Genomic DNA, 22318 nt, shown 5'->3' with positions numbered 1-22318 from the left:
CCAGAAATGATTTCTTGTATACAAAAAATTAACTTCACGTATACGATGTGCAGCACACAGTCACTTACCGGAGCAGGTAATGAAGAGTGAAACAGGCCAGAAAACGGCTGCCGATCTGAACGATCGCGATGAACCTATCTATCAGGCGCTGCTTACCGCCATCGTTGAGCATCAACTGCCGCCGGGCAGTAAATTGCCGGAAGAAGCCTTATCGGATGTCTTCGGCGTGAGTCGCACCGGCATTCGTAAGGTGCTGCAACGCCTCGCCGCGGTGCAAATGATCACTTTGTCGCCCAGGCGTGGTGCACAGGTGGCGACGCCGGGCGTGGATGAAGCCCGCGACATCTTCGCCACCCGCAGTTTATTAGAGTGCGCCAATCTGCCGGCGGTGCTGAGCCACGTGCAGGCACCGCACTTAGCGGCACTCGGCGTGCTGATTGAAGAAGAGCAGCAGGCACGTGATCAGCATGATGGTGCCGCGGCGATTCGTCTCTCCGCCGCGTTCCATATTCAGCTGCAGGCGATCTCCGGTAACGCAGTGCTCACCGATATGGTGACGCGCCTGACGCAGCGTTCGTCGCTGGTGATTGCCGCTTACGGTGCACCGTGGCAGCGCGGCTGCCGATGCGATCATCACGATCGGCTGGTGGATCTGCTGCGGCAAAAAGATCTGCCGGGGTTGACGGCGGCGCTGCAGCATCACTTCGAACATATTGTTGCCAGCCTGCACTTTGAGCGCAGCGGCGAAACCTTGCCTGATTTCACCCGGTTATTTGCCGGTAACAAAGGAGCGGCATCATGAGCCTGATTCAGGTCATCAATCCCAACACCAGCTTAGCGATGACGGAAACCATGGGTACTGCCGCGCGCGCCGTCGCCGCGCCGGGCACCGAGATTCTGGCGGTGTGCCCGACTCACGGCGTCGAGTCGATTGAAGGTCATTTTGATGAGGCCATCGCGGCGATTGGTGTGCTGGAGCAGGTGAAACGCGGCAAAGAGCAGGGCGTGAGCGGCCATATCATTGCCTGCTTCGGCGATCCGGGATTGCTGGCGGCGCGTGAACTGGCAAGCGGCCCGGTAATTGGCATTGCAGAAGCGGCCATGCACACCGCCACGCTGGTGGCGACGCGCTTTTCGATTATCACCACCTTGCCGCGCACGCTGGTGATTGCGCGCCATCTGCTGCAGCAATATGGCTTCACACACCATTGTGCCGCGCTGCACGCCATCGATCTGCCGGTGCTGGCGCTGGAAGACGGCAGCGGCGTGGCGCAGGAGAAAGTGCGTCAGCGCTGCATGCAGGCCAAACGCGAAGATGGCAGCGGCGCGATTGTGCTGGGCTGTGGCGGTATGGCTACGCTGGCGCAGGATCTCACCAAAGAACTGGGCATGCCGGTAATCGACGGGGTCAGCGCTGCGGTAAAAATGGTGGAGTCGCTGGTGGCGCTAGGCTTTGGTACCAGCAAGCATGGCGATCTCGATTATCCACTCGAAAAACCGCTCAGCGGAGCCTTTCAGCACCTAAACTAACCACTGGTTGAGCGACAGGAACTTACAGAATGAATGATGTATCTGGCAAGAAAGAGTACAGCTTCAACAAAAACTATCCCCGCGATCTGATCGGCTACGCTGGCAACCCGCCGCATGCGCAGTGGCCGGGCAAAGCGCGCGTCGCGGTGCAGTTTGTCCTTAATTACGAAGAGGGCGCCGAGAACAACGTGTTGCATGGCGACGCCGGTTCCGAGCAGTTTCTTTCCGATATCATTGGCGCGGCCAGCTACGCCGATCGCCATATGTCGATGGATTCGCTGTATGAATACGGTTCACGCGCCGGTTTCTGGCGCATCCATAATGAGTTTCAAAAGCGCGGTTTGCCGTTGACGGTGTTTGGTGTGGCGATGGCGCTGGCGCGTCATCCGGACATCGTCGAGGCGATCAAAGCGGCGGATTACGACGTGGTGAGCCACGGCTGGCGCTGGATTCACTACCAGGCGATGGATGCCAAGACCGAGCGCCAGCACATGCAGCAGGCGGTGGACGTGTTAACCGACCTGTTTGGCAAAGCGCCAACCGGCTGGTACACCGGCCGCGACAGCCCCAACACCCGACGCCTGGTGGTCGAGCAGGGCGGCTTTAGCTATGACAGCGACTATTACGGCGACGATTTACCGTTCTGGACGCAGGTCACCTGTCAGGACGGCACGGTTAAACCGCATCTGGTCATCCCTTACACGCTGGAGTGCAACGATATGCGCTTCGCCTCGCCGCAGGGCTTCAACACGGCGGAGCAGTTCTTTACCTATTTGCGCGACACCTTTGATGTGCTGTACGAAGAGGGCGAAACGGCACCGAAGATGATGTCGATTGGCATGCACTGTCGTTTACTGGGACGTCCGGGGAAATTCCGTGGCTTGCAGCGCTTCCTCGATCATATTCAGCAGCATGAAGATGTGTGGGTGTGTACGCGGCAGCAAATCGCCGATCACTGGATCGCGACGCATCCGGCACCGAGCGCTTAGCCCTTCATCCCAACCTTCTCCCGCCAGCGGGAGAAGGCGCCGATCCCGCCCCGGTTCAGCAAATCACTCCACCTAATCATTCCCTCGCCCGCGTGCGGTAGCCCAATCATTCCCTCTCCCGCGTGCGGGAGAGGGTTAGGGTGAGGGAAAAACCACCCAACTCAACTCATCAAACTCACCTGCGCCGCGACAATCCGCCAGCCGCACGGTAATCGCACCCACGTCTGCTGCTGGCGTCCGATCTTCTCTACACCTTCACGCGTAAACTCCGTACTGCACACCGCATAGTCATCGCCAAAAGTGGTGATCACCGTATTACGTAACTCGCGTTCCAACCCTTTTGACGGCCGCGCCGCGCGAAAAGCGCGGATCTCATCAATGCCATACAAATTCTCACCCGCGCCCAAACGCACGGTGCGTTTGTCGTGCCAGAACAGCTCATCCAACACCTCCACATCATTGCTGATCAGCGCTTGCTCATAGCGGTAAAAGGCGGCGGTGACTTCGGCGAGAATTGCCGGGCGATCGATATGTTCAGGTGTCATTTTCAGGCGTCCATTAAGGTGGTTTGTGGCAGCGTCAGCCCTTGCTGTTGCAGCGCCCAGGCGGCGCGCAGTGCCAGATGTTCTTTAAACGGCGCAGCGATCAGCTGCAAGCCTATCGGCAAGCCGCTGGCGGTTTGCAGCGGCACGGTACAGACCGGTAAGCCGAGGAACGAAATCGGCTGGGTTAGCATGCCCATGCTGGCGCGCGTCGGCAAATGCTGGCCGTTGATATGAATGGTTTCCTGGCCGATGGTGGTGGCGGTGCAGGGCGTGGCGGGCGCAATCAGCACGTCAAACTGCTCAAACAGCGGCAGCACCTGCTGCTGGAAGTGGCGGCGGAAACGCTGGGCCTGCACGTACCACGCCGAAGGCAGCATCGCACCGGCCAGCAGGCGCTCACGCGAGTTGGGCTCGAACTGCTCCGGCTGCGTACGCAGCATCGGCAAGTAGTGATTGCCGCCTTCTGCGGCGGTCATGATAAAGGCCGCCGAGCGTGCGATCTCCGCATTCGGCAAGGTCACTTCGTCGATTGCCTGCAGCGCTTTAGCTGCCACCGCCACGGCGGCACGCGCTTCATCGCTGCACCAGGTTGAGAAGAACCCGCCGAGTACCGCGCTGCGCACGCCTTCTGCGCCCTTGCTGAGCCCTGCGCTAGCTGGCGAGGCGGGCTGCGCGGCCTGGAAGGCATCGCTGGCATCGGCACCTTGCAAGGTGTCGTACACCAGGCTCAAATCTTCAACCGAACGGGCAAACGGGCCGATGTGATCGAGGCTGGCGACAAACGGATGGCTGCCGCTGCGCGACAGGCGGCCAAAGGTCGGCTTCAGGCCAAAGATGCCGCACAGTGAAGCGGGCACGCGGATCGAGCCATTAGTGTCGGTACCGAGCGAGAAGTGCACCAAACCCGCTGCCACCGCTGCCGCTGAACCGCCGGACGATCCGCCCGCCACGCGGGTTAAATCGCGCGGATTGCGCGTCGCGCCGTAATGGGTGTTTTCCGTGGTAAAACCATAAGCATAGGCATCCATATTCAGCATGCCGGAGAGCAGCGCGCCAGACTGGCGCAGTTTGCTCACCGCCCACGCATCCTCGCGTGCCGCCGCGCGTTCGCTGAACAGGCTGGCACCGGCTAAGGTGCTGTGTCCGGCGACATCAAACAGGTTTTTCACCGCGTAAGGAATACCGGCTAGCGGCGGCAAGGTTTCACCGCGCTGGCGCAGCTGATCGATCTGATCGGCTTCGCGCAGCATGCGCTGACCGGTGACTTCGGTCCAGGCGTTGATCGCCTTATGCTGTTCAATCGCCGCCAGCGTGTTTTGCGCGATATCGCGGGCGCTGATCTCGCCCTGACTCAGCGCCTGCTGCAGGGCATTAATCGATAATGACGAAAGTTTCATGGATGAAACACTCCCGCCACTTCCAGGCGATCGTCGAGCGGCAGCGCCATCAGCGGCTCGGCCATGGCGGCGATGCGGTTGAACTGCGTCAGCAGCTCGGAGCGGCGCGCATCATCCAGCTCCAGCGCCAGAATCTGCTCCATTTGGGCGATATAGGTGGCCCAGTCCGGTTGTGAACTCATCAATAATCTCCGTTAGAAACCGGCGGCGCTGCCGTTGCTGCGCGGATCGAACGCGCCTTCCAGCATGCCGTTGTTGTGTCTGACGATCGCGCCCGCATGGCCGACCACTTCACTGAAATCGGGTAGCAGTTCAACCTCATGGCCGAGCGCACGCAACTGCTGCACTGTTTCCGGCGCGATGCGCGCTTCGAGCTTGAGCGAATCGGATGATTGTCCCCACGTACGACCCAGCAGCCAGCGCGGCGCGCTCACCGCCTGCTGTAGCGGATGTCCCTGAATCACGTGACGGGTGAAAATCGCCGCCTGGGTTTGCGGTTGGCCGTCGCCGCCCATCGAACCGTACACCATGGTGCGGCCATCTTTGAGACGCGCGGCAGCGGGATTGAGGGTGTGGAACGGCTGTTTGCCCGGCTGCAGCGCCAGCAGATGATCGGGTTGCAGGCTGAAGGCGGCACCCCGGTTTTGCCAGGTGATGCCGGTGCCGGGCAGCACCACGCCGCTGCCGAATTCGTGATAGACGCTCTGGATAAACGAAACCGCTAATCCGCTGCTGTCCATCACGCCCATCCACACGGTATCGCCCGGCCCGCGCCCGGTGCCCCACGCAGCGGCTTGTTGATCGTCCACCTGCGCCGCCAGCGTGCTGAGGTGTTCCTCATCCAGCAGACGCTGCACATCAATGTCGATGTGGCGCGGATCGGTGATGTGCTTGTCGCGCAGCGCAAAGGCTTTTTTAGTGGCTTCAACGATGCGGTGCACGGTTTGCGCTTCATCGGCGTCAGCCATATTCAGCCGATCGGTAATGCCGAGGATCGCCAGCGACACCAAACCCTGCGTCGGCGGCGTCATGTTCCAGATATCGCCTTCACTGTGTGCCAGATGCAGCGGCGTGCAGCGCCGGGCTTGGTGCGTTTGCAAATCTTCGAGCGTGATTGGCATTCCCAGCGCAGTCATTTCGCGCGCCAGATGGTGCGCCAGTTCACCGCGATAGAAACTTTCCAGCCCGTGATCGCACAGCATGCTCAGCGTATTCGCCAGCGCCGGCTGGGTGAAGCGACTGCCGGCAACTGGCACACTGCCGTCCGGTAAAAAGGTGGCGGCAAAACCAGGTTGATGCTGCAACTCGTGCTGTTTGGCGGCGGTGGCGGCGGCTTGCGAGGCGGTGACCGGAATGCCGTCGGCGGCATAGCGAATCGCATCGCGCAGCAGGCGGGTTAACGGCAGCGGCGTCGCGCCAAGTTCCTGCGCCAGCGTTAACGCTTCCTGCCAGCCGCTGACGGTACCCGCCACGGTTAAGGCGGCTTTGGGGCCGCGATGCGGAATCTGCGTTTCGCCATGGTAGAAATCAAGATGTGCCAGCGAACCGGCTGCGCCGCTGGCGTCAATGGCGATGGGATCGCCGTTTGGCGGCACCACCAGCCAGAAGCCGTCGCCGCCCAAACCGTTCATGTGCGGGTAAACCACGGCGATGGTGGCAGCGGCGGCCACCATCGCTTCCAGCGCATTGCCGCCTTCGCGCAGTACGGCTAAGGCGCTTTCGCTGGCGAGATGGTGCGGCGTAACGGCCATGCCTAACGGCGCCATGTTGCTCTGTATCATAAAGAACTCTTTTTCTGGGTACGTGGTTAATGGGAAGCAAGAGCTGTTCCAGTTTTGAACGGACATCAATCTGGATCGATTTATGCTAGCTTGTGATGAAACGAAAGTTACAGGACCGATGATGAAACAACTTGATGAACGCCTTCGTAGTCACTATCCGCAACTGTCGCCGCAGGAGCAGCGCATTGCCGACTTCGTGTTTGACCATTTTGATGACCTGATCAGCTACAACAGCGCCGAGCTGGCGCGGCTGAGCGGTGTGTCGAAGGCCACGGTCAGCCGTTTATTCAAGCGTCTCGGTTACGAGAAATATAAGGACATGCGCGACGAGCTGCGCATCCTGCGCCAGAGCGGCATGCCGCTCACCGACAACCGCGATGCGGTACAGGGCAACACCTTGCTGTCGCGCCACTATAAGCAGGAGATGGCCAACCTGACGCAGTGGGTCAACAGCATCGATCCGCAGCAGTTTGGCGAGGTGATCAGCGCGCTGGGCGCGGCAAAACGGGTATTTATCATCGGCATGCGTAATGCCTATCCGGTGGCGCTGCACCTGCGTCAGCAACTGATGCAGGCGCGTCCGCAGGTGCATGTGCTGCCGCAGCCGGGCCAGACGTTGGGCGAAGAGCTGGTGGATATCACGCCCGACGATATCGTGGTGGTGATGGCGTTTCGCCGCCGTCCACGCATCATTCGTCCGCTGATGCAGCAGCTGCAGCAGAGCAACATTCCGGTGCTGGCGCTGTGTGAGCCGCAGGCGCAGGGGATTATTACGCTGGCGCGCTGGCAGCTTTGCGCGCCGCTCGACAGCGTTTCCGCTTTTGATAGCTACGCCTCCGCCATGAGCCTGATTAACCTGCTGGCGAATGCGCTGCTGCATGAAATGTTGTCGCAGGGCCGTCAGCGCATCCATCAAATTGCCGATCTTTATCAGCATCTCGACGAGCTGGAACACCGTTAACGGGCGCCATTATGGTGCATTGCACTAATTTTGATCGTTAATTCCAACGGGCGCAATGCCCTTTTTTGCTGCCTTCAACGCGGTAATTCCGCGTTTTTTCCCCTTTCTTCTCCCGGCACTGCGGTTGGCACATTAGTTGCAGAATGATTCATCAAGAATCTTTTGTTTCACGTAAACTCACCGGGGTGCATAATGAAAAAAGTATTATTAGCGGTAGCGGGCGCGGCATTGCTGATGGCGCAGGTCGGTAGTGCGATGGCCGATCAGCTGCAGGATATTCAGAAGCGCGGCGTGATCCGCGTAGCGGTTCCGCAGGACTTCCCGCCGTTCGGTTCTGTAGGTACAGATCTGCAACCGCAGGGCTACGATATCGACATGGCGAAGTATCTCGCTAAACAGATGAAACTGAAGTTGCAGCTGGTGCCCGTTTCCAGTGCCAACCGCGTGCCGTATCTGCAGACCGATAAAGTCGATCTGGTGATCTCCAGCATGGGTAAAAACGCCGAGCGTGAAAAAGTGATCGATTTCACCCGCGCTTACGCGCCGTTCTTCCTCGGCGTATTTGGTCCGAAAGGCGAAACGCTGAAAGATGCGGCAGCGCTGAGCGGCAAATCGATCGGCGTCACGCGCGGTGCAGTGGAAGATATGGTGTTAAGCGATATCGCCCCGAAAGAGGCGCAGGTGAAGCGTTATGAAGATAACAACACCACGCTGTCGGCCTACCTTTCCGGACAAGTGCAGTACGTGGCGACGGGCAACCTGGTGGTGGCGGCGATTGCGCGCCAGAACGCCGAAAAAGCGCCGGTTGCCCAGTTTATGCTGAAAGATTCACCGTGCTACATCGGCCTGAAAAAAGATGAGCCAGCGCTGAAAGAGAAAGTGAATGCGCTGATTGAGCAGGGAATCAAAGACGGCACGCTGAACAAGCTGTCGGAAGAGTGGCTGAAAGCGCCGCTGCCAGCGAACCTCGGCGCATAAAGTATGGCGCAACTTAACTTCGCCGATCTCTGGCCGCACTGGCCAGAGTTGCTGGCCGGACTGTGGGTCACGATTCAGATCACCGTGCTCGCCACCGTGGGCGGTGTCAGCCTCGGTATTCTCGGCGCGGCGCTGCGCAGCGGCAAACCGAGCTGGGCGAGCCGCATCTGGGGCCTGTACGTCGAGCTGATTCGTAATACGCCGTTTGTGGTCCAGCTGTTTTTCATCGTCTTTGGGTTGCCCAATCTGGGTCTGAAACTGACGGCGGGTGAAGCCGCGCTGCTGGCGATGTTGATTAACCTTGGCGCGTACAGCACCGAAATTATTCGCGCCGGCATTCAGGTGACGCCGCGCGGGCAGTGGGAAGCGGGGCGCGTGCTGGGATTGACCCGCACGCAAACCTTTATCCGCGTGGTGCTGCCGCCGTCGCTGCAGCGTATTTATCCGGCGCTGGTCAGCCAATGCATCATTGTGATGCTCGGCTCGTCGGTGGTGTCGCAGGTGTCGTACGAAGAGTTGACCTTCGCCGCCAACCTGATTCAGTCGCGCACCTTTTTGAGTTTTGAAGTCTATTTCGTGACCACGCTGATCTATCTGGCGTTGTCGATTGCCATGCGCCAACTGCTGCTGGCGCTGGGACGTAAATGGTTGGGAGCGCAGCCGGCATGATGACGCAATTTACCGACTGGGACATCCTGCGCAACCTGCTGCTGGCAGCGCGCTGGACAATTTTACTTTCGCTGGTGGCGTTTTTTGGCGGCACGCTGGTGACCTTGCCGCTGCTGTTTATGCGCCTGCTGAAACGTAAATGGCCGATGCGCCTGGTGCGCGCCTACACCGAGCTGTTTCAGGGCACGCCGCTGCTGATGCAGCTGTTCCTCGCCTTCTTCGGCGTCGGCTTGTTCGGCATCGATGTCGCGCCCTGGACCGCCGCCTCGCTGGCTTTAACGCTCTACACCAGCGCGTTTCTGGTGGATATCTGGTACGGCAGTATTCGCGCCCTGCCAAAAGGGCAGTGGGAAGCGTCGCGCTGTCTCGGCCTGACCTTTGGTCAAACGCTGTTTCGCGTGGTGGCGCCGCAGGCGATTCGTATCGCCATCGCGCCTACGGTTGGGTTTGCCGTGCAGGTGATTAAAGGCACCGCGCTGGCCTCGATTATCGGTTTCGTCGAGCTGACCAAAGCCGGCACCATTTTGAATAACGTGACGTATGAGCCGTTCAAGGTGTTTGGCCTGGTAGCGCTCGGTTACTTCCTGATGTGTTATCCGCTGTCGCGTTACAGCCAGTACCTGGAGAAAAAATTCAATGCCGCTCATCACCATTAATCAGGTACAGAAGTACTACGGCGATAACCACGTCTTGAAAGGTGTCGATCTCGATGTCGATCACGGCGAAGTGATCTCGATTATCGGCCGCAGCGGATCGGGTAAAAGTACCCTGCTGCGCTGCATGAACGGGCTGGAAGGTTATCAGGAAGGCAGCATCAAACTCGGCGGTATGACAATTACCGACCGCGAATCGCAGGCGCGTGAAATTAGCCGTTCGGTCGGCATGGTGTTCCAGAACTTCAATCTGTTCCCGCACATGACGGCGCTGGAAAACGTGATGCTGGCGCCGCGCCGTGTGCTGAAGAAAAGTGAAGCCGAATGCCGTGCGCTGGCAACGCAGATGCTGGAGAAAGTCGGCCTCGGTGAGCGCATCAATTACTATCCGGCCAATTTGTCGGGCGGTCAGCAGCAGCGCGTGGCGATTGCCCGTGCGCTGGCGATGCAGCCCAAAGTTTTACTCTGTGATGAGATCACCTCCGCGCTCGATCCCGAGCTGGTGGGCGAAGTGCTGAAAGTGCTGGAGCAGCTGGCCGCCGAAGGCATGACGTTGATTCTTGTCACCCATGAAATGAACTTCGCCCGCGACGTGGGCGATCGCGTGGTCTTTATGCATCAGGGGCGCGTCTGGGAGCAGGGCGACAGCAAAACGCTGTTCGCCAATCCGCAAACCGCGGAGCTGAAGCAGTTTATCTCTACCGTGCGCCTCTAAGCTTTCTTTAAGGAATACAACATGGATATCAGCCAATTTTCGCAAATCAATCCGCCACAGCGTCTGTTGATGGGACCGGGCCCGATCAATGCCGATCCGCGCGTGCTGCGCGCCATGTCGAGCCAGCTGATCGGCCAGTACGATCCGGCGATGACGCACTACATGAACGAAGTGATGGCGCTGTACCGTGGCGTATTCCGCACTGAAAACCGCTGGACGATGCTGATCGACGGCACGTCACGCGCCGGTATCGAAGCGATCCTGCTGTCGGCGATCCGTCCGGGCGACAAAGTGCTGGTGCCGGTGTTTGGCCGTTTCGGTCATCTGCTGTGTGAAATTGCCCGCCGCTGCCGCGCGGAAGTGCACACCATTGAAGTGCCGTGGGGTGAAGTGTTTACGCCGGATCAGATCGAAGACGCGATCAAAAAAGTGCAGCCGCGCCTGCTGCTGACGGTGCAGGGCGATACGTCCACCACCATGCTGCAGCCGCTGGAAGCGCTGGGCGCGATTTGCCAGAAATATGGCGTGCTGTTCTACACCGATGCCACCGCGTCGCTCGGCGGTAACGCGCTGGAAACCGATGCGTGGGGCCTGGATGCGGTCTCAGCCGGGATGCAGAAGTGCCTCGGCGGTCCATCCGGTACGTCGCCAATCACGCTGAGCCCGCAGATGGAAGCGGTGATCCGCAAGCGCAAGTGCGTGGAAGAGGGCATCCGCACCGCCGATCATCAGGATGGCGACGACGAGATGATCTACTCCAACTATTTCGATCTCGGCATGATCATGGATTACTGGGGCCCGGAGCGCCTTAATCACCACACCGAAGCCACCACCGCGCTGTTTGGCGCGCGTGAATGTGCGCGTCTGATAATGGAAGAGGGATTAGATAACGGCATCGCGCGCCACAAGCTGCACGGCGATGCGCTGCTGAAAGGCATTCAGGGCATGGGCCTCGAAACCTTTGGCGATTTAAAAAACAAAATGAATAACGTGCTCGGCGTGGTGATTCCGCAGGGCGTGAATGGCGATCAGGTACGCAAGCTGGTGCTGGAAGATTTCGGTATCGAAATCGGCACTTCGTTTGGTCCGCTGCATGGCAAAGTGTGGCGCATCGGCACCATGGGCTACAACGCGCGTAAAGATTGCGTGATGCAAACCCTGAGCGCGCTGGAAGCGGTGCTGAATCATGTTGGCTTCCGCACCACGCAAGGCGCGGGGATGCAGGCGGCGTGGGATCTTTACGGGAGCCGCGCATGAATAAAAGCCTGATGACCGCCAGCGAGGCGCAGATCGCCGCCGCTCGCGTCATGGCGCGCTGTGATGCGCTGGCTGAGATCAGCGAAAGCGAAGATGGCCTGACGCGCGTTTATCTGTCGCCGGAACAGCTGCGTGCTAACGCGCGCGTCGGCGAATGGATGCAGGCCGCGGGTATGACGACGTGGCAGGATGCGGTGGGCAACATTTGCGGTCGCTACGAAGCGGCGCAGGCGGGCGCGCGGGCGCTGCTGCTCGGTTCGCACCTGGATACGGTGCGCAATGCCGGTCGCTACGACGGTATGCTCGGCGTGTTAAGCGCCATTGAAACCGTGCAGTGGCTGCACGATCGGCAGCAGCGTTTGCCGCTGGCGATTGAGATTGTCGGCTTCGGCGACGAAGAGGGCACGCGCTTCGGCATTACGCTGCTCGGCAGCCGTGGCATAACCGGCAGCTGGCCGGAAAGCTGGGTGACGCACCCGGATGGCAACGGCATCACCGTGGCGGAAGCGATGCAGGATGTCGGTTTCGATGCGGCGAAGATTCACGACGCGGCGCGTCAGGTCAATGACATCGCCGCCTATCTGGAACTGCATATCGAGCAAGGTCCGTGTCTTGAGCAGGAAGATTTGGCGCTTGGCGTGGTCACGGCGATCAACGGCGCGCGTCGTCTGAACTGCAGTTTTATCGGTGAAGCGGGTCACGCGGGCACCGTGCCGATGACGCATCGCAAAGATGCGCTGGCCGCTGCCGCCGAATGGATGGTGTTTATTGAGCACACCACGCAAGAGCACGATCCGCAGCTGGTGGCGACCGTCGGCACGCTGAGCTGCTTGCCGGGCGCGGTTAACGTGATCCCGGGTGAAGTGCAGTTGTCGCTTGACGTGCGCGGTCCGCAGGATGAGCCGCTGGAGCGTTTACTCTCTACGCTGCTCACCCAGGCGCAGGCGATTGCGCTGCGTCGCGGCTTAACCTTCAGCGCCAACGAGTATTACCACATTGCCGCTACCGCCTGTGATGCGCGGTTGCAGCAGGCGCTGAGCCATGCGGTAGAAACCGTGCAAGGGCGCAGCCTGTCGCTGCCGAGCGGCGCGGGGCATGATGCAATTGCTATCGCCGAGCGCTGGCCGGTGGGCATGCTGTTTGTGCGCAACCATCGCGGCATCAGCCATCATCCGGCGGAATCGGTACAAACCGCTGATGTGGCACTGGGCGTGCAGGCGTATCTGCAAGCGGTTTGCGATATTGCGCGCGCTAAGGAATAAAGATGGATTTGGTCAACTTTAATCAGCTTTCACCTCAAGCTGCGCAGGCGGCGATTGCGCACTGCGTGGCGATTCCCGCCTGGCAGCAGGCGCTGGTGGCGGCGCGACCTTTTGCCGACGTTGCGGCTTTACAGGCCGAAGCCGATCGTTTGGCGCAGTTGTGGCAAGCCGCTGATCTTGAGCAGGCGCTGAGTGCCCATCCACGCATTGGCGACAACGTGGCGGGCGCGGACAAAGAGGCCACGCTGTCGCGCAGTGAGCAGTCGGCGATGCAGCAGGCGGACGGCGCGCTGCAATTGGCGATGCTGGCGGGCAATCAAACCTATGAGCAGCGCTTTGGCCGGGTGTTTCTGATTCGTGCCAAGGGGCGCAGCGGCGAAGAGATGCTGGCGGAATTGCAGCGTCGGCTTAACAATGATGCAGCGAGTGAACAGCGTGAAGCGCTGGCGCAGCTGCGTGAAATTACCCTGTTGCGGCTAAAGGAGAGCATCACATGAGCACCATTACGACGCATATTCTCGATACCGCGCTGGGCAAACCGGCGATTGGCGTGGCGGTTTCGCTCGAGCAAAATAGCCCGGAAGGCTGGCTGCCGCTGGTGGAAGGCAACACCGACAGCGACGGACGCATCAAAGATCTGACGCCCGAACCGCTGGCGCCAGGTCATTACCGTTTGACGGCGGAAATTGGCGACTACTTTGCTGCCGAAGGGCGCGATGCGCTCTACGTGAGTGCGCAGATTGATTTCGTGATTGGCGCCACAGGCAGCCATTATCATCTGCCGTTTCTCATCTCGCCGTGGTCGTGGTCGACTTATCGCGGCAGCTGATAATGTGCGCCACTTCACGCGCTGCGCTTGAAAGCCAGTAACTATCAAAACCTTCGGTTCATCCAAATATATTCCTGACGAAAGTGCGGCTAATCTTAGTCGCATAGTAGAAAGCAATATGAAGCCAATGGAGCCGATAAACATGAGCACGCACGACAATAACGATAATGCAGCAGCCGCAGGCAAGTGCCCCTTTCATCACGGGGCGTCTGAAGAGAAGAGTGTTCTGGCGCGCGGCGCCGGTGGCGGGACATCCAACCGCGACTGGTGGCCTAATATGTTACGCGTCGATCTGTTAAACCAGCACTCCAACCGTTCCAACCCGCTTAGTGACACCTTCAACTACCGCGACGAATTCAGCAAACTGGATTACTCCGCGTTAAAAGCCGATATCCGCGCACTTCTCACCGATTCGCAATCCTGGTGGCCAGCCGACTGGGGCAGCTATATTGGGCTGTTCATTCGCATGGCGTGGCACAGCGCGGGTACTTATCGCACCATTGATGGTCGTGGCGGTTCAGGTCGCGGTCAGCAACGTTTTGCGCCGCTGAACTCATGGCCGGATAACGTCAGCCTCGATAAAGCGCGTCGCCTGTTGTGGCCGGTAAAACAGAAATATGGTCAAAAAATTTCCTGGGCCGATCTCTACATCCTGGCGGGTAACGTCTCGCTGGAAAACGCCGGCTTCCGCACCTTCGGCTTTGGTGCCGGTCGTGAAGACGTATGGGAACCGGATATGGATGTGGATTGGGGCCACGAAACCGAATGGCTGGCGCATCGCCATCCAGAAGCGCTGGCCAATGCACCGCTGGGCGCTACCGAAATGGGCCTAATCTACGTCAATCCGGAAGGCCCGGAAGCCAGCGGCGATCCAAAATCAGCCGCGCCGGCGATTCGTGCCACCTTCGGCAACATGGGCATGAACGATGAAGAGATCGTGGCGCTGATTGCTGGCGGTCATACTTTGGGTAAAACCCACGGCGCGGCAGAAGCCAGCCATGTTGGCGTTGATCCTGAAGAGTCACCGATTGAAGCGCAGGGCCTTGGCTGGACCAGCAGCTATGGCAGCGGCGTGGGTAAAGATGCCATCACTTCAGGTCTGGAAGTGGTGTGGACGCAAACTCCCACGCAGTGGAGCAACTACTTCTTCGAGAATCTGTTCAAATACGAATGGGTACAGACACGCAGCCCAGCGGGCGCCATCCAGTTTGAAGCGGTTGATGCCGAAGCGATTATCCCGGATCCGTTTGATCCGGAGAAAAAACGTAAACCGACCATGCTGGTGACCGATCTGACGCTGCGTTTCGATGAAGAGTTCGGCAAGATTTCGCGCCGCTTCCTCAACGATCCACAGGCATTTAACGAAGCCTTTGCCCGCGCCTGGTTCAAACTGACGCACCGCGATATGGGACCAAAAGCGCGTTACATCGGTCCGGAAGTGCCGAAGGAAGATCTGCTGTGGCAGGATCCGTTACCGCAGGCGATTCATCAGCCAACGCCGGCTGATATCAGCGAGATTAAAGCGCGCATTGCGGCTTCAGGTCTGAGCGTCAGCCAGCTGGTTTCAGTGGCCTGGGCTTCAGCCTCCACCTTCCGTGGCGGTGACAAACGTGGCGGTGCCAACGGTGCGCGTCTTGCGTTAGCGCCGCAGAAAGATTGGGCGGTGAATGCCAGCGTAATCAATGATGTGCTGCCAACTCTGCAGAAGATTCAGCAGGAATCAGGCAAAGCATCGTTGGCCGATGTCATTGTGCTGGCAGGTAGCGTAGGTATCGAACTGGCCGCTTCAGCCGCTGGCGTAGCAACGCAAGTGCCGTTTACGCCGGGCCGTGTGGATGCGCGTCAGGATCAAACCGACGTTGAGTCGTTCAACTTCCTGCAGCCGCTGGCCGATGGTTTCCGTAACTATCGCCGCAGCGCCAAAGGTTCTTCAACCGAAACGCTGCTGCTGGATAAAGCCCAACAGCTGACGCTGAGCGCGCCAGAATTGACGGTATTGCTCGGTGGCCTGCGCGTATTGGGCACCAACTTCGACGGCGGCCAGCACGGCGTATTTACCGATCGCGTTGGCGTACTGAGCAATGATTTCTTTGTTAATCTGCTCGACATGCGCACCGCGTGGAAAGCCACCGATGAGAGCGAAGAGCTGTTTGAAGGTCGCGATCGTCTGAGCGGCGAAGTGAAGTTCACTGCGACACGTGCCGACTTAGTGTTTGGATCGAACGCTATTCTGCGCGCGCTGGCCGAGGTTTACGCCAGCAGCGATGCGAAGCAGAAGTTCGTGACCGACTTCGTTGCCGCCTGGACCAAAGTGATGAATCTGGATCGCTTCGAGCTGTAATTTACAAATTTAAAAAAACCCCGGCTAGCCGGGGTTTTTTATTACTTCAGCGTATACCCATCCGCATCGCGCCATGCCGGGAAGCGTTCGCGGTAGGCTTGTAACTCCTCCAGCGAAAGTTCCGCATCAAGACGCGCACGCGCAAAGGGCTCTCCACTCGCCAGAATCTCACCCAGCGGCGAAATAATCCGGCTGTCACCACTGTATTGATGCTGATTGCCATCGCTGCCGACGCGGTTACAACCGGCGACATAAGCTTGGTTTTCAATTGCACGGGCTAACAGCAGTGATTGCCAGTGCAGCGCACGCGGTGCCGGCCAGTTGGCGACATACAGCGCCAAATCGTAATCGTTGTGGTTACGCGAAAAAACCGGGAAGCGCAGGTCGTAGCAAATTTGCGGCAGAATCCGCCAGCCGCGCCACTCAAATACTTCACGCGTTTCACCCGCCACATAGTGCTGATGTTCATTGGCCATGCGGAACAAGTGACGTTTGTCGTACTGATGCAACGTGCCGTCAGGCTCGACCAGCAAGAAGCGGTTCACCGCGCCTTTTTCCGTCTGGATTGCCGCGCTGCCGCCGACTAACGCATTGCTGGTTTGCGCGTGCGCTTGCAGCCACGCCACGACGTCATCCTGCGGCAGCGAACTTTCGGCAGCTTCCATAGCAAAACCGGTAGTGAACATTTCCGGCAGCAGAATGATGTCGCGGCCTGCAATGCCTTTCAGCACACCGTCGAAATGACGCAGGTTAGCCGCGCCATCCATCCAGCTCAGGGTTTCCTGCAGAACGGTAATTTTCAAAGCTGACATAAGCGCTCCGCAGCGGCGTCGAGCGTCGCTTCCTGTTTGGCAAAGCACAGGCGAATCAGCTTGTGCGGGAAAGGTTCGGCGCAGAACACCGACAGCGGAATCGCCGCCACGCCGACTTCCTTGGTCAGCAGCTGGCAGAAGCTCACGTCATCCAGATCGGAAATGGCGCTGTAATCGACCAGCAGGAAGTAAGTGCCTTCGCACGGCAGCAGCTTGAAACGGCTGGCGGAGAGCGCCTGGATAAAGCGATCGCGGCGCGCGCGGTAGAACTCCGGCAGTTCGCGATAGTGCTCAGGCGCCTGACGCAGCATGTCGGCAATCGCCAGTTGTGCCGGCGTATTCACCGAGAAGGTCAGATATTGATGCACCTTGCGGATTTCAGCGCTGATCGCCGCCGGGGCAATGCAGTAACCCACTTTCCAGCCGGTCATGTGGAAGGTTTTACCAAAAGATGACACCGCGATGGATCGCTGACGCAGTTCAGCATGCGCTAACACGCTGGCGTGGCCCTCTTCGGTGAAACAGATGTGCTCATACACTTCGTCGCTCAGCACAAAGATTTCCTGCTCAGCAATCGCCTGCCACAGCTCGGCATAATCGCTTTTGCGCCACACGGTGGCGGACGGATTATGCGGCGTGTTCAGGATCACTAAGCGGGTTTTGCTGCTCAGCAGGCCGCGAAATTCGCGCCAGTCAACGCGGAAACCCGGCGGCTGCAGGGCGATGCGTTTTAACACGCCGCCCGCCAGTTGCACCGCAGGCGCGTAGCTGTCGTAGCTTGGGTCAAAGCAGATCACTTCATCACCTTGACGCACCAGCGCGGTGATCGCAGCGTACAACGCTTCTGTCGCGCCCGTCGTCACGGTGATATCGCTGTTGATGTCAGGCGTGTGGCCGTAAAGCGCGGCGGTTTTCTCAACAATCGCCTCACGCAGTGGCAGTACGCCGATCATCGGTGCATATTGGTTGGCGCCCTGACTCACGTGATGCGCCAGGCGCTCCTGCAAATAGCGCGGACCGTCAAAATCGGGGAAGCCTTGCGACAGGTTGATGGCGTTGTGCTGCTGAGCTAACGCACTCATTTGCGTAAAGATGGTGGTGCCGAGCGCCGGTAATTTGCTCTCGGGGATCAGGTTGTGCTGCGTCATTGTTTTGTGGCCTTAAGCGCGAATGTCGTTGCGGAGAAACCCTGTGTTGCTGCCACTATAAACAGGATGTTAACATTTGGCAATCGAGACGCTTAGACGTCTAAACTAACCTGCGGAGTCGGTATAACGCTATGACGGATTTTCTTCCACTGGAACATTTAGTGGCTGCCTGCCACTGGATTGGTGGCAAAGGCTGGGCACCTGCGACCGGCGGTAATATGTCGGTGCGGCAGGACGCGGAGTATTGTCTGCTGAGTGCGTCCGGCAAAGATAAAGGCAGCCTGACGCGCGATGATTTTATCCAGGTTGAGATCGCTACCAACGCTGTGCCATCGGGCCGCACGCCTTCGGCGGAAACCGGCCTGCATACCTTGATTTATCGCCTGTTTCCGCAGGCGGGTGCGGTGCTGCATACGCACACGGTCAACTCGACGGTGCTGTCGCGGGTAGAGAAGGGCGATGCGCTGCTGCTCAGTGGTTATGAGATGCAGAAAACGCTGGCCGGGCAGCAGACGCATCTGAACACCATCGCCATTCCCTTGTTCGATAACGATCAGGACATGACGGCGCTGGCGCAGCGTATTGAAGCTTTTGCCGCCGCTACGCCGCTGCAATATGGTTTTCTGCTGCGCGGCCACGGTTTGACCTGCTGGGGCAAGGACGTGAACGAAGCGCGTCGCCATCTGGAAGGTCTGGAATTCCTTTTTGAATGTGAACTGCAACGTCTCCTGCTGGAGGCCAAATGATCCGCGCCATTGTTACCGATATTGAAGGCACCACTAGCGATATCCAGTTTGTGCATCAGGTATTGTTCCCTTATGCGCGTCAGCGTTTAGCGGCGTACGTGCGGGAAAATCATACCGATGAAAACGTCGCCGCCGCACTCAACGCGGTGCGTGCAGAGTCCGCTGCGCCTCAGGCCACGCTGGAGGAGCTGATTATCACACTCAAGAATTATATCGATGAGGATCGCAAGTCACCGGGCCTCAAAGCCCTGCAGGGCATGATTTGGCGCGCCGGCTACGTTGAAGGCCAGTTCACCGGCCACCTTTATCCCGACGTGCTGCCGGCTTTTGCGCGCTGGCAGCAGCAGGGGATTGGTCTGTATGTTTATTCCTCGGGATCGGTCGCCGCGCAAAAACTGTTATTTGGCTACAGCGATGAAGGTGATTTAACCTCGCTGTTCAGCGGCTATTTTGATACCGGCGTCGGCGCGAAACGTGAAGCGCAATCGTATCGCAATATCGCCGAAAAAATCGGCCTTGCGCCTGCGTCATTGCTGTTCCTGTCGGATATTCATCAGGAGCTGGATGCGGCAGCGGATGCGGGCTGGCATACCGTGCAGTTAATTCGTGGCGCGGCGGATAACGCCAGTCGTCATCACCAGGTCAACGATTTTTCCCAGATTAAACCGGAGTCGATTTAACATGAGTGCATTGACCATTTTTACCGATACCGAAGCCCAGCAACCGGTGTGGCACAGCACCGATGCCGAGGCGATTCGCGAGCGTCTTAACGCGAAAAACGTGCGCTTTGAACGCTGGGAAGCCGATCGCGATTTGGGTGCGGATCCTGATGCAGAGACGGTGATTAACGCCTATCAACATGCGATTGATCGTCTGGTGGCCGAGAAGGGCTATCAGAGCTGGGATGTGCTGAGCATGCGTGCGGATAATCCGCAGAAAGAGGTGCTGCGCACCAAGTTCCTTAACGAACATACGCATAGCGAAGATGAAGTACGCTTCTTTGTTGAAGGTTCAGGGCTGTTCTGTCTGCATCTGGAGGGCGAGGTGTATCAGATTTTGTGTGAGAAGAATGATCTGATCTCGGTGCCCGCTGGCACGGCGCACTGGTTTGATATGGGTTCTGAGCCGCACTTTACCGCGATCCGCATTTTCGATAATCAGGAAGGCTGGGTCGCGAATTTCACCGGCGATAAGATTGCTGATGCGTATCCGCGTTTGGCGTGATTTTATGCCCTCACCCTAACCCTCTCCCACAAGTGGGAGAGGGAACCGATCGTGCAAACAGGCAAGTATGGTTTTCCCCCTCGCCCGCTTGCGGGAGAGGGCCGGGGTGAGGGGCAAATTGCGCCTATTTACGGCAAAAATATCCCTTCCTCTACCTGCGCAGGCGTCACCACACCCGTATCCAGCACCCAACCGCTAATCAACGCCGCTGGCGTCACATCAAAGGCCGGGTTATAGACTGCCGCACTTTCCGGTGCCCACTGCACGCTACCAAAACTGCCTGCAACGCCGGTCACTTCGCTGGCGGCGCGCTGCTCGATAGGGATGGCGTCGCCGTTTGGACATTGACGATCCAGCGTGGTGTGCGGTGCGGCGACGTAGAACGGAATACCGTGATAGTGCGCCAGCACGGCCAGGCTATAGGTGCCAATCTTGTTCGCGACATCACCATTCGCTGCGATACGATCCGCGCCGACCCAAATAGCATCGACCACGCCGCGCGCCATTAGACTGGCGGCCATCGAGTCGGTAATCAGCTGATAAGGAATGTTTAGCTCACCCAGCTCCCACGCGGTTAAACGGCCACCTTGCAGCAGCGGCCGCGTCTCATCCACCCAGACATTTTTCACCAAACCTTGCTGGTGGGCATAAGCGATAACGCCGAGCGCCGTGCCGACGCCCGCAGTCGCTAGCCCGCCGGTATTGCAGTGCGTCAGCAGTTGGCTGCCCGGTTTTACCAGCGTGCTGCCGGCGCGGGCGATGTTGTCACACAGTTGCTTATCTTCGGCCACCAGACGCAGTGCTTCGCGGCTCAGCGCCGTGACGAAATCACTTTCGGCCAACGCAGTTTTCATGCGATCAAGGTTATTCATCAGGTTCACCGCCGTTGGGCGCGCCGCGCGCAGCACCTCAAGCGCCGTCACTAATTCTGCGCGCGCTGCGCCTTGCTCACCCAGCAGCGCCAGCAGCAAACTGGCTGAGAGGCCAATCAGCGGCGCACCGCGCACGCGCAAGGCGTGAATGTGTTCAACCAACTGCGCGACGCTGTGCGCGGGCAGCCAGTTTTGTTGTTGTGGCAGCGCCTGCTGGTCAAGGATCCACAGTTGATTATCGCGGACCTCAAGGCTGGTGGTACGAAGTGTTTGCATGGTGTGAAATCCCTGTTGCGTTAATGCTGGCTATTGTGCCAACATGCGTAGCGGATGTATAGACGTCTGAACGGCTTATTACTATCGATAATCGAGGAACAGGCAATGTCGCAATACCGTACGTTCAATGCTGCCGATGCTGTGGAATATGCTCAACAATTTGGCGGCGTGGACGATCCGTCAGCGCTGGTGAGCGCCGAGGAGATCGGGGATGGCAATCTCAACCTGGTGTTTAAAATTTTCGATAATCAAGGCCGCAGCCGCGTGGTGGTAAAACAGGCGCTGCCCTATGTGCGTTGTGTCGGTGAATCCTGGCCGCTCACGCTGGATCGTGCGCGTCTCGAAGCGCAGACGTTGATTGAGCACTACAAACATTGCCCGCAGCACACCGTTAACGTCACTCATTACGATGCCGAATTGGCGGTGATGGTGATGGAGGATCTCTCCAGTCATCGTATCTGGCGGAGCGAATTGGTGAAGGGCGCGTATTATCCGCAGGCCGGTCGTCAGGTTGGCGAATATCTGGCGCAGACGCTGTTCCATACCTCCGATTTCTTCCTGCATCCGCATAAGAAAAAAGCCGAAGTGGCGCGTTTCATTAATCCGGAAATGTGCGAAATCACCGAAGACTTATTCTTCAACGATCCGTTTATTGACCATGAGCGCAACAAATATCCTGCGGCGCTGGAATCGCTGGTGGTCAGCCTGCGCAGCGACGATGCGCTAAAAATCGCCGTGGCCGGTCTCAAACACCGTTTCTTCGCCGATGCGGAAGCCTTGCTGCATGGCGATGTACACAGCGGTTCCATCTTTGTCGCCGATGGCAGCCTGAAAGTGATTGATGCGGAGTTTGGTTACTTTGGGCCGATAGGTTTTGATGTCGGCAGCGCGATTGGCAACTTGCTGATCAACTACTGTTGCCTGCCGGGCTTGCTGGCACCGCGTGAGGCGGCAGAAGGGCGTGAACGTCGTCTGAGTGACGTGCAGGATATTTGTAATCAGTTTGCCAGCCGCTTCCTGGAATTGGCGAAAGAGAAAACCCGCGATGTGGCGCTGGCCTATCCCGGTTACGCCGAATCTTTCCTGCGCAAAGTGTGGCGCGATACCTTGGGTTATTGCGGTACCGAGTTGATCCGCCGCACGGTGGGAATGTCTCACGTTGCGGATTTCAAACAGATTGAAGATGAGACCATGCGCACCGAGTGCATTCGCAGCTGTATCACGCTGGGACGCACGCTGATTCTGGCTGCCGATCATGTTGCTGATGTGGATGCGCTGATTGCGCGGATTCGTCAGGCGGGTTAAGGCTGGCGTGAATGAAATAAAAAAGCCT

The 22318-nt window shown here is 58.5% G+C and carries 24 protein-coding genes; 17 read left to right on the top strand and 7 right to left on the bottom strand.

Annotation, left to right across the window (positions count from 1 at the left end; translation table 11 throughout):
• Positions 1-79 precede the first annotated feature (79 nt).
• From IB226_RS19625 to puuE, 3 genes are read left to right on the top strand one after another with little or no spacing between them, the layout of a single operon-like run.
• A complete protein-coding gene (locus IB226_RS19625; protein WP_192236768.1) occupies positions 80-802 on the top strand; it encodes a GntR family transcriptional regulator in 723 nt (240 codons plus the stop codon).
• Positions 799-1530, top strand: coding sequence for an allantoin racemase (gene hpxA / locus IB226_RS19620; RefSeq protein ID WP_192236767.1), 732 nt, complete (start codon positions 799-801; stop codon positions 1528-1530). The genes IB226_RS19625 and hpxA overlap by 4 nt, the downstream gene beginning before the upstream one ends.
• Positions 1531-1559: 29 nt before the next feature.
• A complete protein-coding gene (puuE, locus tag IB226_RS19615; protein ID WP_110867822.1) occupies positions 1560-2519 on the top strand; it encodes an allantoinase PuuE in 960 nt (319 codons plus the stop codon).
• Between the two features lie 161 nt (positions 2520-2680).
• On the opposite strand, the gene hpxZ is transcribed toward puuE, so the two are convergent.
• The 4 genes from hpxZ to IB226_RS19595 are packed head-to-tail and all read right to left on the bottom strand — an operon-like array spanning position 2681 to position 6242.
• Positions 2681-3064, bottom strand: a complete 384-nt coding sequence (gene hpxZ, locus IB226_RS19610) for an oxalurate catabolism protein HpxZ (protein WP_110867821.1) — start codon at positions 3062-3064, stop codon at positions 2681-2683.
• Positions 3065-3066: 2 nt separating this feature from the next.
• Positions 3067-4461 carry an AtzE family amidohydrolase gene (locus IB226_RS19605; RefSeq protein WP_192236766.1) on the bottom strand — a complete coding sequence of 465 codons (1395 nt, stop codon included), beginning with the start codon at positions 4459-4461 and terminating at the stop codon, positions 3067-3069.
• The gene (gene hpxX / locus IB226_RS19600; RefSeq protein WP_110867819.1) at positions 4458-4643 is read right to left on the bottom strand and encodes an oxalurate catabolism protein HpxX; all 186 of its coding nucleotides are present in this window, start codon (positions 4641-4643) and stop codon (positions 4458-4460) included. The genes IB226_RS19605 and hpxX overlap by 4 nt, the downstream gene beginning before the upstream one ends.
• A gap of 12 nt (positions 4644-4655) precedes the next feature.
• Complete coding sequence (locus IB226_RS19595; RefSeq protein ID WP_192236765.1) at positions 4656-6242, bottom strand: gamma-glutamyltransferase family protein; 1587 nt, start codon at positions 6240-6242, stop codon at positions 4656-4658.
• 121 nt (positions 6243-6363) lie between these two features.
• Here IB226_RS19595 and hpxU point away from each other — a divergent pair, with 121 nt between their 5' ends.
• The 10 genes from hpxU (at position 6364) to katG (ending at position 15907) form a co-directional block, all read left to right on the top strand.
• Positions 6364-7203, top strand: a complete 840-nt coding sequence (gene hpxU, locus IB226_RS19590) for a MurR/RpiR family transcriptional regulator HpxU (RefSeq protein ID WP_101762543.1) — start codon at positions 6364-6366, stop codon at positions 7201-7203.
• A 192-nt stretch (positions 7204-7395) separates the two neighbouring features.
• A complete protein-coding gene (locus IB226_RS19585) occupies positions 7396-8181 on the top strand; it encodes a transporter substrate-binding domain-containing protein (RefSeq protein ID WP_097094836.1) in 786 nt (261 codons plus the stop codon).
• Between the two features lie 3 nt (positions 8182-8184).
• Positions 8185-8850 carry an amino acid ABC transporter permease gene (locus tag IB226_RS19580; protein WP_061717544.1) on the top strand — a complete coding sequence of 222 codons (666 nt, stop codon included), beginning with the start codon at positions 8185-8187 and terminating at the stop codon, positions 8848-8850.
• A complete protein-coding gene (locus tag IB226_RS19575; RefSeq protein ID WP_097097590.1) occupies positions 8850-9506 on the top strand; it encodes an amino acid ABC transporter permease in 657 nt (218 codons plus the stop codon). The genes IB226_RS19580 and IB226_RS19575 overlap by 1 nt, the downstream gene beginning before the upstream one ends.
• Positions 9487-10218, top strand: coding sequence for an amino acid ABC transporter ATP-binding protein (locus IB226_RS19570; protein WP_101762541.1), 732 nt, complete (start codon positions 9487-9489; stop codon positions 10216-10218). The genes IB226_RS19575 and IB226_RS19570 overlap by 20 nt, the downstream gene beginning before the upstream one ends.
• Before the next feature lie 21 nt (positions 10219-10239).
• Positions 10240-11475: an alanine--glyoxylate aminotransferase family protein gene (locus IB226_RS19565; RefSeq protein ID WP_192236764.1), complete on the top strand. Its 1236-nt coding sequence runs from the start codon at positions 10240-10242 to the stop codon at positions 11473-11475.
• The gene (gene hpxK, locus IB226_RS19560; RefSeq protein WP_192236763.1) at positions 11472-12737 is read left to right on the top strand and encodes an allantoate amidohydrolase; all 1266 of its coding nucleotides are present in this window, start codon (positions 11472-11474) and stop codon (positions 12735-12737) included. The genes IB226_RS19565 and hpxK overlap by 4 nt, the downstream gene beginning before the upstream one ends.
• 2 nt (positions 12738-12739) lie before the next feature.
• Positions 12740-13234 (top strand): 2-oxo-4-hydroxy-4-carboxy-5-ureidoimidazoline decarboxylase, encoded by a 495-nt coding sequence (gene uraD / locus IB226_RS19555; RefSeq protein ID WP_192236762.1) that lies wholly within the window; start codon positions 12740-12742, stop codon positions 13232-13234.
• Positions 13231-13566 (top strand): hydroxyisourate hydrolase, encoded by a 336-nt coding sequence (gene uraH, locus IB226_RS19550; protein WP_101762537.1) that lies wholly within the window; start codon positions 13231-13233, stop codon positions 13564-13566. Before uraD ends, uraH begins: the two co-directional genes overlap by 4 nt.
• A gap of 142 nt (positions 13567-13708) precedes the next feature.
• Positions 13709-15907 carry a catalase/peroxidase HPI gene (gene katG / locus IB226_RS19545; RefSeq protein ID WP_192236761.1) on the top strand — a complete coding sequence of 733 codons (2199 nt, stop codon included), beginning with the start codon at positions 13709-13711 and terminating at the stop codon, positions 15905-15907.
• 41 nt (positions 15908-15948) lie between these two features.
• Here katG and IB226_RS19540 read toward each other — a convergent pair whose 3' ends face one another.
• Both IB226_RS19540 and IB226_RS19535 read right to left on the bottom strand, forming a co-directional pair.
• On the bottom strand, positions 15949-16719 hold the full coding sequence (locus IB226_RS19540) for an amidohydrolase (protein ID WP_192236760.1): 771 nt from the start codon (positions 16717-16719) through the stop codon (positions 15949-15951).
• Entirely contained in the window at positions 16707-17867 is a 1161-nt protein-coding gene (locus tag IB226_RS19535; RefSeq protein WP_192236759.1) for a pyridoxal phosphate-dependent aminotransferase, read from the bottom strand. The genes IB226_RS19540 and IB226_RS19535 overlap by 13 nt, the downstream gene beginning before the upstream one ends.
• Before the next feature lie 131 nt (positions 17868-17998).
• Between IB226_RS19535 and IB226_RS19530 the strand changes: the two genes are divergently transcribed.
• The 3 genes from IB226_RS19530 to IB226_RS19520 are packed head-to-tail and all read left to right on the top strand — an operon-like array spanning position 17999 to position 19837.
• Positions 17999-18613 (top strand): methylthioribulose 1-phosphate dehydratase, encoded by a 615-nt coding sequence (locus IB226_RS19530; RefSeq protein WP_192236758.1) that lies wholly within the window; start codon positions 17999-18001, stop codon positions 18611-18613.
• A complete protein-coding gene (gene mtnC, locus IB226_RS19525) occupies positions 18610-19293 on the top strand; it encodes an acireductone synthase (protein WP_192236757.1) in 684 nt (227 codons plus the stop codon). Before IB226_RS19530 ends, mtnC begins: the two co-directional genes overlap by 4 nt.
• Before the next feature lies 1 nt (position 19294).
• Positions 19295-19837, top strand: a complete 543-nt coding sequence (locus IB226_RS19520; RefSeq protein WP_101762530.1) for an acireductone dioxygenase — start codon at positions 19295-19297, stop codon at positions 19835-19837.
• Positions 19838-19965: 128 nt separating this feature from the next.
• On the opposite strand, the gene mtnA is transcribed toward IB226_RS19520, so the two are convergent.
• Positions 19966-20985: an S-methyl-5-thioribose-1-phosphate isomerase gene (gene mtnA, locus IB226_RS19515; RefSeq protein WP_192236756.1), complete on the bottom strand. Its 1020-nt coding sequence runs from the start codon at positions 20983-20985 to the stop codon at positions 19966-19968.
• A gap of 105 nt (positions 20986-21090) precedes the next feature.
• Here mtnA and mtnK point away from each other — a divergent pair, with 105 nt between their 5' ends.
• Positions 21091-22290: an S-methyl-5-thioribose kinase gene (mtnK, locus tag IB226_RS19510; protein WP_101762528.1), complete on the top strand. Its 1200-nt coding sequence runs from the start codon at positions 21091-21093 to the stop codon at positions 22288-22290.
• Positions 22291-22318: the final 28 nt, after the last annotated feature.

The sequence above is a fragment of the Pantoea sp. PNT03 genome (genome assembly GCF_014852515.1).
GTDB lineage: Bacteria > Pseudomonadota > Gammaproteobacteria > Enterobacterales > Enterobacteriaceae > Pantoea > Pantoea leporis.
The sequence above is the reverse complement of the archived record's forward strand: the minus strand, read 5'-3'. Positions and strand labels throughout refer to the sequence as shown.